The organism is Nocardiopsis yanglingensis (genome assembly GCF_045809185.1).
Lineage (GTDB): Bacteria > Pseudomonadota > Gammaproteobacteria > Xanthomonadales > Xanthomonadaceae > Stenotrophomonas > Stenotrophomonas yanglingensis.
Genome location: NZ_JBJNRH010000015.1, coordinates 19,322 through 29,002, shown reverse-complemented (window position 1 = coordinate 29,002; position 9,681 = coordinate 19,322). Strand labels below are relative to the sequence as shown.

Below are 9,681 nucleotides of genomic sequence, written 5' to 3'. Positions count from 1 at the left end.
ACGCTGCTGGTGGCTTAAGCCGGCATTGATCCGGTAGCGCCGGGCCATGCCCGGCGTTTCGGACAGTCGCCGGGCATGGCCCGGCGCTACCGATGCAACACCCGCTTCACCGCACCTTCGACCCCCGGCTGCTACAACATCCCCATGGTCGAGCAATCGCACTCCCCCGCCGACACGCGTCCCCACGGCATTCCCGCACGGCTTCGCCACTACGCTGACCGCCTGCAGGACAGCTTCCCGATGGCCGTCGCCAAGCGCTTCGTCGAAATCGACGTGCTGACCCAGGCCGCCTCGGTCTCCTTCTATGCCCTGCTGTCGATGGCACCGCTGCTGGTGCTGCTGCTGTGGCTGACCGCCTCGCTGTACCCACCGGCACAACAGACATTGATCAGCCAGATCGGTTCGGTGGCCGGCAGCAGCGTGGCCAGCGTCGCCGACACCGTGCTGCACAACGCCAACAGCCAGCCCAGCGTCGGTTCATTGGCCGGGCTGTGGAGCACGCTGCTGCTGTTCATCGGCGCCACCGCCGTGTTCGCCCAGCTGCAGAACGCGCTGAACCGGATCTTCCACACCAGCGGCCAGCGTCTGGAAGGGGTCAAGGCCTGGTTGCGCAAGCGCGTGTTCTCGTTCGGCGTGGTGCTGGCGCTGGGCTTCCTGCTGATCCTGTCGATGACCGCCACCACTGCGCTGCAGGTGGTGTTCGCGCAACTGCCCTCGGTACTGCCGGCGATCGGCTACCTGACCTCGCTGCTGCTGTACACGCTGGCCTTCGCCTTCCTCTACCACTACCTGCCGGACCGCCGCGTGGCCTGGCGCCAGGCCTTCATCGGCGGTGCCATCACCTCGGTGCTGTTCACCCTCGGCCGCTATGGCATCGGCGTCTACATCGCCACCGTGGCCCCGGGCAGTGCCTACGGTTCGATGGGCGCACTGGTGATCTCGCTGGTCTGGATCTACTACGCCACCGCCGTGTTCTTCGTCGGTGCATTGATGACCGCGGTGATCGACGAACGCCAGCATGCACGGGCGCAGCTGGCCAGGGCCAGCGTCGACGCCGAACAGGCCAGCCCCGGCGTCGCCAGCGAGTAAACTAGGGGAACCTGCCGCCCCTGCTGCGCGCCCTGGCGGCCGCGCCCCGTTCTGTTGCCCATGGCCCGTATCCCCGACGCTTTCATCGACGATCTGCTCGCCCGCTCCGACATCGTCGAGGTGGTGGGCAGCCGCGTGCCGTTGAAGCGACAGGGCAAGGAATACGCAGCGCGTTGCCCGTTCCATGACGAGCGCTCGGCGTCGTTCACGGTCTCGCCCACCAAGCAGTTCTATCACTGCTTCGGTTGTGGCGCGCACGGCACCGCGATCAGCTTCCTGATGAACTACGACCGCCTCGAATTCCTCGACGCGGTGGATGAATTGGCCAAGCGCGCGGGCATGGAAGTGCCGCGCAGCGAGAACCCGCGCAGCCCCCAGCAGCAGGACGACAGCCGCGAGCTGTACTCGGCGCTTGAGGCGGCCACGAAGTTCTTCCAGAGCAACCTGCAGGGCAGCGAAAAGGCACGCAGCTACCTGGATGGCCGTGGCGTGGATGAAGAGAACCGCGCGCGCTTCCAGATCGGCTACGCGCCGGATGGTTACAGCGGCCTGCGCGATGCGCTGGGCAAGGACGAGCGGCGCATGAAGCTGCTCGACCGCGCCGGCCTGTTCTCCAAGAACGACCGCGGCCACGTCTACGACAAGTTCCGCGACCGGGTGATGTTCCCGATTTTCGACCGCCGCGGCCGGGTGATCGCTTTCGGTGGCCGCGTGTTCGAGAAGGACGACGGCCCCAAGTACCTCAACTCGCCCGAGACCGCGCTGTTCCACAAAGGCCGCGAACTGTACGGCCTGTGGCAGGTGCGCCAGGCCAACCAGAAGATCGAGCGGCTGATCGTGGTCGAGGGCTACATGGACGTGGTCTCGCTGTTCCAGTTCGGGGTCACCCAGGCGGTGGCAACGCTGGGTACCGCAACCACGCCGGACCATGCCGAACTGCTGTTCCGCAACGCGCCGGACGTGTTCTTCTGCTTCGACGGCGACGCCGCCGGCCGCCGCGCCGGCTGGAAGGCGCTGGAGTCGGTGCTGCCGCGCATGAAGGATGGCCGCCAGGCGTTCTTCCTGTTCCTGCCCGATGGCGAAGACCCGGACACCATCGTGCGCAAGGAAGGCGCCGACGCGTTCAACGAGCGCCTGAAGCAGGCCACGCCGCTGTCGCAGTTCTTCTTCGACGAACTGACCCGCGAGATCAACCTGGGCACGCTGGACGGCAAGGCGCGCCTGGCCGAGCGGGCAAAGCCGATGCTGGCGCAGATTCCCGATGGTGCGTTCGGCGACCTGATGAAGCAGCAGCTGGCGCAGCTGACCGGCCTGGGCGGTACTGCCCAGGCCACGCGCGCGCCGATGCCGCAACGCCAGCCGCAGCGGACGATCCAGCCCGTGGCCAAGCGCAGCCTGGTGCGCGGCGCGATCGCCGTACTGCTGCAGCAGCCATCACTGGCGCTGACGCTGGGCGGCAAGCACCACTTCCAGGGCCTGCGCCTGCCCGGCGTGGAGCTGCTGCTGGAACTGCTGGGCCTGGTCGAACAGCGCCCGGACATCAGCACCGGCGCCCTGCTGGAGCACTTCGACGGGCGCGAGGAACAGACCTCGCTGCACACCCTGGCCGCGCAGACGCTGCCGGGCGACGACGCGATGTGGACCCAGGAACTGCACGATGCCGTGGCCCAGCTGGAGAAACAGCTGCTGGTGCAACGTCTGGAGGAGTTGTTGGCAAAGCAGCGCCAGCAGGGCCTGGACGATACTGACAAGTACGAACTGCGCGAGCTGCTGAAGGCGCGCGCCGGACTGCGCCTGTAGCGGCAGGACGTTTTCACGGAGAGGACCATGCTGCTGCGCCTGACCTGCCTGCTGTTGCTGTCGCTCTGCCTGCCGCTGACGGCCCTGGCCGAAGACGCGCCCCTGAACGAAGTCCGTCCCGGCCTGTATGCCGGCGGCCAGCCTAGTGCCGCGCAGCTGCAGGCCTTGGCCGCACAGGGCGTGCGCACGGTGATCGACCTGCGCCAGCCCGACGAGGACCGGGGTTTCGATGAAACCCGCGTCACCGAATCACTGGGCCTGCGCTACGTGCGCATTCCGGTGGCCGGTGCCGAGGGGCTCGATGCCGCCAACGTGCGCGCCGTGCACCAGGCCCTGCAGCAGAGCCAGGGGCCGGTGCTGCTGCACTGTGCGTCCGGCAACCGCGCCGGTGCCGTGCTCGGCCTGGTCAATGCAGGCTACGAACATGCCAGCCCCGAACAGGCCCTTCAGCTGGGCCAGCGTGCTGGCCTGAAGTCGCTGGAAGCCGCCACCCGCCAGCGCCTGGCCACGCCGGTCACCTCGCCCTGAACCCTCCGCACCAAGGACTCTGCCCACCATGACCCGCTGGTGGTCGCGCCTGCGACCGGACAACTTCACCCTCGCCCTGCTGTGCACCGTCGGCCTGGCCTCGCTGCTGCCGATGAAGGGCGCCGCCGCCATCGTGCTCGACGATGTCACCACCGTCGCCATCGCCGCGCTGTTCTTCCTGCATGGCGCACGCCTGCCGCGCGAGTCGATCATCGGCGGCATGCTGCACTGGCGGCTGCACCTGACCATCCTGGCCTGCACCTTCATCCTGTTCCCGCTGCTGGGCCTGCTGTTCAAGCCGCTGTCGGGCTGGCTGCTGACCCCGGAGCTGTACCTGGGCGTGCTGTTCCTGTGCACCCTGCCCTCCACCGTACAGTCGTCCATCGCGTTCACCTCGATGGCGCGCGGCAACGTGCCTGCCGCGGTGTGCAGCGCATCGCTGTCGAGCATCCTCGGTGTATTCCTGACCCCGCTGCTGCTGACCGCGCTGGCCGGTACCTCCGGCGGCGTGCATGACCCGCTGCATGCGATCGGCGGCATCATGCTGCAGCTGCTGGTGCCGTTCGTGGCCGGCCACCTGCTGCGGCCGTGGATCGCCGGCTGGGTGGAGAAGCAGCGCGCGCTGCTGCGCTACACCGACCAGGCCACCATCCTGCTGGTGGTGTACTCGGCCTTCGGCGAAGCCGTCACCGAGGGCCTGTGGAGCAAGACGCCGCTGCTGTCGCTGCTGGCCGTGGCGGTGGTCGCCGCCGTGCTGCTCGGCATCGCCATGCCGCTGATCACCTTCATCGCCCGCCGCCTTCGCTTCAACCGCGAGGACGAGATCGCCATCGTCTTCTGCGGCTCGAAGAAGAGCCTGGCCACCGGCGTGCCGATCGCCAAGGTGCTGTTCGCCGGTGGCAGCCTGGGCGCGATCGTGCTGCCGGTGATGATCTACCACCAGATCCAGCTGATCGTCTGCGGCGTGATCGCGCAGCGGTATGCGAAGCGCGCGCCCTGACAGGGCGCGCGGGTTGTTGCGGGAAAACCATCCACGCATGGCGTGGATCTACTGATCTATCCACGCGTGGCGTGGATCTACCAAACCACCGATGGCATGAACTCGCAGTAGATCCACGCCATGCGTGGATGACGCATACGCCGCCGCTAATCCACGATGGCCGCGGCGATGTCGTGCAGCACTCGGGCGTTGCGCTCCACGTCGCTGCCCGGCTCGCCCGTGACGGTCAGACTGTAGGTCTTGCTGTCTCCCGTCCAGGCAAGCTCAACCCGAGTACGGCCGACACTATCCGCAACCTTCCCGAGGTGAGCGGGCTTGCCGTCCACCACGGTGTTCTGCGCCTCCGCGATGACCTCGATCTGCATGCCCGCAGCGAGGAAGTTGTTCTCGCTGAACTCCACGATGCCGACACCCTCTAGCCGGTAGAAACGGCTCAAGCCCGAGGACTTTCCACCCTCCAACGCACCACTGGGCTCCATGCCAATCATCTCGGCTGCGCCCAGCAGGCTGCTTTCCAGCCTGCTAGGTGGCTGCGGCAGGCGCTGGCGTAGTTCTGGAGTTGAGCGGTGAGTCCGCGGCACGGCAGCCAGCATTTCGGCCTGCGTTGGGATGCTCCCTGCTGCAACCCGCACGACACCGTTGGATCGTTCGATGTCAGCGCGAAGCTGCCGCTTCACTTCTCGGGGGGCATCAAGGTCTGCCAGTTTCACCATCTGGTAGCTGCCCACGCTGGCGGACGATCTTCCCATTGCCGAGGCCTCCTGCATTGCAGCCTGCATGGCGCGTTGGTGTAGCCAGCTCCCTACCGCATCGGGAGCAGGTTCATTCTGGGATGCTTGAGCTGACATCGACATGGCCAGCGAGAATGCAATAAAGCAAAGACTCTTCATGATGCTCACCACTCCGAAAGTTGGCAATCGACCGCACTCGTGGATTGCGTAAATACGCGTCCGCCCAGCACCCATGTGTGATATCCGTGAACAACCATTCGTTCTGGATCACTGCCATCGCCTGCGTAAAATCGCCAGGAGTACAGTCCATTGTTAGGCGCACCGAAAGCATGCTTCGGCTCAATGTTCCCGAGGGGAACGTGCCTGGTTACGGCCGACCCCTGAAAATTGCGAAACTGGGGCCGTTCATAGGTCACGGATTCGTTGATGAATCCAATGCAGTTGGCCCGACTCAGTGCTTTTACTTCTGCTGCCGCATTGCCAGCCAGGCAGGTAAGCGCGGCACACAGAACGATGGGCAGAGAAACATGACATCTCATTGATTGCTCCACAGAATTGCGAGTCATCCCGCAATACCTGTGTATCTACTGTTGATGATCCGGTCTGGTGGAACAGTCGGTATCTGTGACGCCTTGCGTGCAGGAAGCTGACAGCGCGGCAAAACCCTACAGCGCGACGGCTTGGTCGATGGGCGCAGTTGCAGCCCTCCCGGGCGAAACCCGACACTGGCTGCGCCGGGTTCCGTGAGAGCCCATCCACGCATGGCGTGGCTCTACTCCCACCGATGGCGTGAAGCGCCAGTAGATCCACGCCATGCGTGGATGGTTTGCCTGACGCTACGGATCCACCAGCGTGCCGACGCTCAACTCCGGCATCCACACCCACAGGTCGTACGGCCGTTCAGCATCGGCATCGACCCGCGGCCCGGTGGCAACCTGCTCTCGAAGTGGCCGCGCCATGCAACCGCCCGCGCATCCCCACGTCTGACCACGTTGCGCGCCCAACCGTACGCTGTAGATATCCAGATCCCGCAGTTGCGACGCCATCGGATGCATCTGCATTTCCGGCGGCATACCTTGCGGGTGCCGCAGCATGGCGTGCACGTTACCGGTCAGCACCAGCATGCGTGCATTGGCCGGTAGGCCTCGATAGAGCCGCCGCAACTCGGCTGCCATGAGGTCATCGCGTACCTGGTTGCCGCCCTTGCTGGCGTTGACGTCATAGCCAACGACGTCGATCACACGTCCCTGCGACTTCAGCACGCGCAGGCTTTCGATCATTGCCAGCATGTCGCGGCTGCGACGGCCGTCATGCTGGTCATCGCGCACGGTCCAGAACGCGCGGCCGTGCAGATGCTGGCGCGCCGCGGCCCCGCCATCGGATTCCAGATATTCGCGCAGCGTGGGGTTTTCGCCGCGTGGCAGCTCCAGCGCCAACAGCACCGGCGTGCCGTCGCGGCTGTAGTCGTCCACCAGCTGGCGCACCAGCAGCGGGGTCTCGCGGGTGCCGTGGAATTCGCCCAGCACCAGCAGGCGATGGTCACCGGCATGCTGGCGGATCTGCGCGGCGGTGTCGTTGGCATGCGCACTGAGGGCCATGCCCAGCGCCAGCAGCAGCACAGTGGTCCAGCGGAAGATCGAATGCATCCCTGCGCCTTCCTTTCCTTGGGGGTCAGGAACAGCAATGGCGACGCAGCTGGCGCAGATCAAGTGTAGAGCCGAGCCCATGCTCGGCTGCTTCTCCGATCAGCCCTCAGCCGAGCATGGCTCGGCTCTACAAAGGGCAGCCCCTTACAACCAGGGCAGGATCCAGTGGTCCACCAGCAGGAAGGCGAACAGCGCCATCAGGTAGACGATGGAGTAATAGAACATCTTCATCGAGAACAGCTCGTCCGGCGGGTCCAGCATGCGCCAGGCGTACCAGAGGAACACGGCATTGAGCACGATCGCGCCGCCCAGGTAGAACGCACCGCTCATGCCCACCAGGTACGGCAGCAGGCAGACCAGTGCCAGTACCACCGAATACACCATGATCTGCTTGCGGGTGTGCACCACGCCGTGGGTCACCGGCAGCATCGGAATCTCCGCCTTGGCGTAGTCCTCGCGGCGGAAGATCGCCAGCGCCCAGAAGTGCGGCGGCGTCCAGATGAAGATGATCAGCACCAGCAGCGACGAGTACGCCCAGTCCGACGAACCCTGCATGCCGGTCACTGCGGCCCAGCCCAGCATCGGCGGCATCGCGCCGGCCAGGCCACCGATGACGATGTTCTGCGAGGTCGCGCGCTTGAGGTACACGGTGTAGATCACCGCGTAGCCGATCAGCGAGGCAAAGGTCAGCACGGCGGTGATCAGGTTCACCCACAGCACCAGGATGACCATCGACAACACGATCAGCACGCCGGCGAACACCAGCACCTGCCACGGCTTGACCTTGCCCACCACCAGCGGACGCCACGAGGTGCGCGCCATCTGCGCATCGATGTGCGCATCCAGCAGCTGGTTGATCGCCGCGGCGGCCGAAGCGGCCAGCCAGATGCCCAGGAAGCCGAGCACGCCTGCGCGCACCTGCTCCCAGCTGGGCACGCCGGGGATGGCCAGGACCATGCCGACCAGGGCGGTGAAAACGATGAGGGCGACGACCTTGGGTTTGGTCAGGTCCCAGTACTGGCGGTAGTTGGAAAACATGGAATCAGTCCGGGGCACGCAGGCGGGCCAGCAGGCTGACCAGCACGAACAACAGGGCAACGGCCACGCCGTTGTGGGCCACCGCCACTTCCAGCGGCAGCGCCAGCTTCACATTGAGGATGCCGAGCGTGACCTGCAGCACCAGCAGCGCGATCAGCGCACTGGCCCAGCCACGCATGCTCGGCAACCGGAACAGGCGCACGCCCAGCCACAGCAGGTAGACGGCCACCACCACCGCGAACAGGCGGTGCGCCATCTGGATGGCGATACGCGAAGCGCCATCCAGCACGCCGCCTTCGTAATCCACGCCGATGCCACGCCACAGGGTGAAGCCCTCGACGAAATTGTGCTGCGGCCACCACTGGTTGGCGCAGCGCGGGAAGTTGTCCAACGAGGCGCTGCCGCCGCCGCAGGCCAGGGCGGCATAGTTCGCACTGACCCAGCCCCCCAGTGCGATCTGGGTGACCAGCACCGCCACGCCGATGCGCAGCAGCCACTTCAGCTTCGGCGCTTCAGCCAGGGTGATCGGCATGTGCGTTGCGCGCCAGGCCATCCACACCAACAGGCCGAACATCAGCATGCCGCCAAGCAGATGGCCCATCACCACGATGGGTTTGAGCAGCAGGGTCACCGTCCACATGCCCAGCAGGGCCTGGAAGATCACCACCGCCAGGGTCAGCAGTGCAGCGCGCGCCAGGTCGATGTTGCTCCAGCGCAGCGCGGCGATCAGCAGGATCGCCTCGCCGATCAGCGCCAGCACGCTGGCCGTGCCATGCCAGCCCATCATGTACAGCGGTATGCCGGCGGCCACCAGTACGCAGGCGGTCACTACCGCCGTGCTTCCGAATCGCCGCTTGCGCGTGGCCAGCAGCGCCAGGGTCAGGATCTCGATGCCCAGCGCGCCGGCCAGGAAGCGGTGCACCTGCTCACGCCAGGCCTTGTGGGTCTCCAGCGGGCGGATCTCCGCCGCCGGGTGGCCGATGGTCTCTTCCACGTGTTGCGGCCAGGTGGCCTGGCCATAGCAGGTCGGCCAGTCCGGGCAGCTCAGGCCGGCATCGGACAGGCGCACGAAGGCGCCGAACATGATCGTGCTCGCGGTCATGATCATGGCGAACCACGCCAGGCGGTGGAAATTGCGGTGCAGCGCCGGACGCGCGGAAAGGCTCATCAAACGGGACTCACTTCAGTTTCAGCAACGTGGCCATGTCCTTGCGCAGGCCACCCAGGTCGCTGCCCGGGGCATGACGCATGATCACGAAGCCGTTCGGATCGATCACGTAGACCGGCAATCCCGCCGGATCATCGACGCCAGGCAGCGCCGCGCGCAGGGCTGGCGACGGGGCCAGCGGCCGCAACGCAGGCAGCGAGGCGATCGACGCCGGTGGCGTTCCCAGCCACAGAATCTCGACATTATCGGCGTTATGGCCGAACAGCTGCCACACCTTGCCCAGTCCCTGCGACAAAGTGACGCACTGCGCGTCGCAGGCCCCGGACGGGGCCACCAGCAGGCGCCAGGTACGGGCCTCGGGATTCCACGGGTAAGGCTGGCCGCTGGCCAGGGTGGGCGCCTGCTGGCGCAGGTCCACCGGCGGCTTCAGCAGCTGGCCGGCATTGCGGTGCCCGGTCGGCTGCCAGCCGGAGAAGCGCAACACGGCGGCCAGCGCCATCGCCCCGAAGAACACGGCAAACAGCAGTACCAGGGTCCGGCGGCCGGAGCCGCGCGCCTGCGGGGACGTAGCAGTGTTCATGCGGGGCATTTTCTCATGGTTGGGTAAGGGATGCCGGTAGTGGCGGCCCCCCGGCCCGGACCACCGAAACCCGGGAGTAAAGGGCCGCCGCCGCCCCACAC

General features: G+C 66.2%; 9 protein-coding genes. 4 read left to right on the top strand and 5 right to left on the bottom strand.

Annotation, left to right across the window (positions count from 1 at the left end; translation table 11 throughout):
* The first annotated feature begins 75 nt into the window (after nt 1-75).
* Genes ACJ7C5_RS17480 through ACJ7C5_RS17465 form a run of 4 tightly spaced genes read left to right on the top strand, consistent with a single transcriptional unit; the run spans nt 76 to nt 4,417 of the window.
* The gene (locus ACJ7C5_RS17480) at nt 76-1,089 is read left to right on the top strand and encodes a YihY/virulence factor BrkB family protein (protein WP_412704625.1); all 1,014 of its coding nucleotides are present in this window, start codon (nt 76-78) and stop codon (nt 1,087-1,089) included.
* A gap of 60 nt (nt 1,090-1,149) precedes the next feature.
* Complete coding sequence (gene dnaG, locus ACJ7C5_RS17475; RefSeq protein ID WP_412704624.1) at nt 1,150-2,889, top strand: DNA primase; 1,740 nt, start codon at nt 1,150-1,152, stop codon at nt 2,887-2,889.
* Between the two features lie 27 nt (nt 2,890-2,916).
* Nucleotides 2,917-3,417: a protein tyrosine phosphatase family protein gene (locus ACJ7C5_RS17470; protein WP_412704623.1), complete on the top strand. Its 501-nt coding sequence runs from the start codon at nt 2,917-2,919 to the stop codon at nt 3,415-3,417.
* A gap of 28 nt (nt 3,418-3,445) precedes the next feature.
* Nucleotides 3,446-4,417, top strand: a complete 972-nt coding sequence (locus tag ACJ7C5_RS17465) for a bile acid:sodium symporter family protein (protein WP_285317055.1) — start codon at nt 3,446-3,448, stop codon at nt 4,415-4,417.
* Nucleotides 4,418-4,563: 146 nt separating this feature from the next.
* Here the strand turns inward: ACJ7C5_RS17465 and ACJ7C5_RS17460 are convergent, their stop codons facing one another.
* From ACJ7C5_RS17460 to ACJ7C5_RS17440, 5 genes are all read right to left on the bottom strand, one after another.
* Complete coding sequence (locus ACJ7C5_RS17460; protein ID WP_412704622.1) at nt 4,564-5,307, bottom strand: hypothetical protein; 744 nt, start codon at nt 5,305-5,307, stop codon at nt 4,564-4,566.
* A 677-nt stretch (nt 5,308-5,984) separates the two neighbouring features.
* Nucleotides 5,985-6,794 (bottom strand): hypothetical protein, encoded by an 810-nt coding sequence (locus ACJ7C5_RS17455; protein ID WP_412704621.1) that lies wholly within the window; start codon nt 6,792-6,794, stop codon nt 5,985-5,987.
* A 144-nt stretch (nt 6,795-6,938) separates the two neighbouring features.
* The gene (gene cyoE, locus ACJ7C5_RS17450) at nt 6,939-7,832 is read right to left on the bottom strand and encodes a heme o synthase (protein ID WP_057503633.1); all 894 of its coding nucleotides are present in this window, start codon (nt 7,830-7,832) and stop codon (nt 6,939-6,941) included.
* Between the two features lie 4 nt (nt 7,833-7,836).
* The gene (locus ACJ7C5_RS17445) at nt 7,837-9,000 is read right to left on the bottom strand and encodes a COX15/CtaA family protein (RefSeq protein WP_032129725.1); all 1,164 of its coding nucleotides are present in this window, start codon (nt 8,998-9,000) and stop codon (nt 7,837-7,839) included.
* 10 nt (nt 9,001-9,010) lie between these two features.
* Nucleotides 9,011-9,580 (bottom strand): hypothetical protein, encoded by a 570-nt coding sequence (locus tag ACJ7C5_RS17440; RefSeq protein ID WP_094000622.1) that lies wholly within the window; start codon nt 9,578-9,580, stop codon nt 9,011-9,013.
* Nucleotides 9,581-9,681 lie beyond the last annotated feature (101 nt).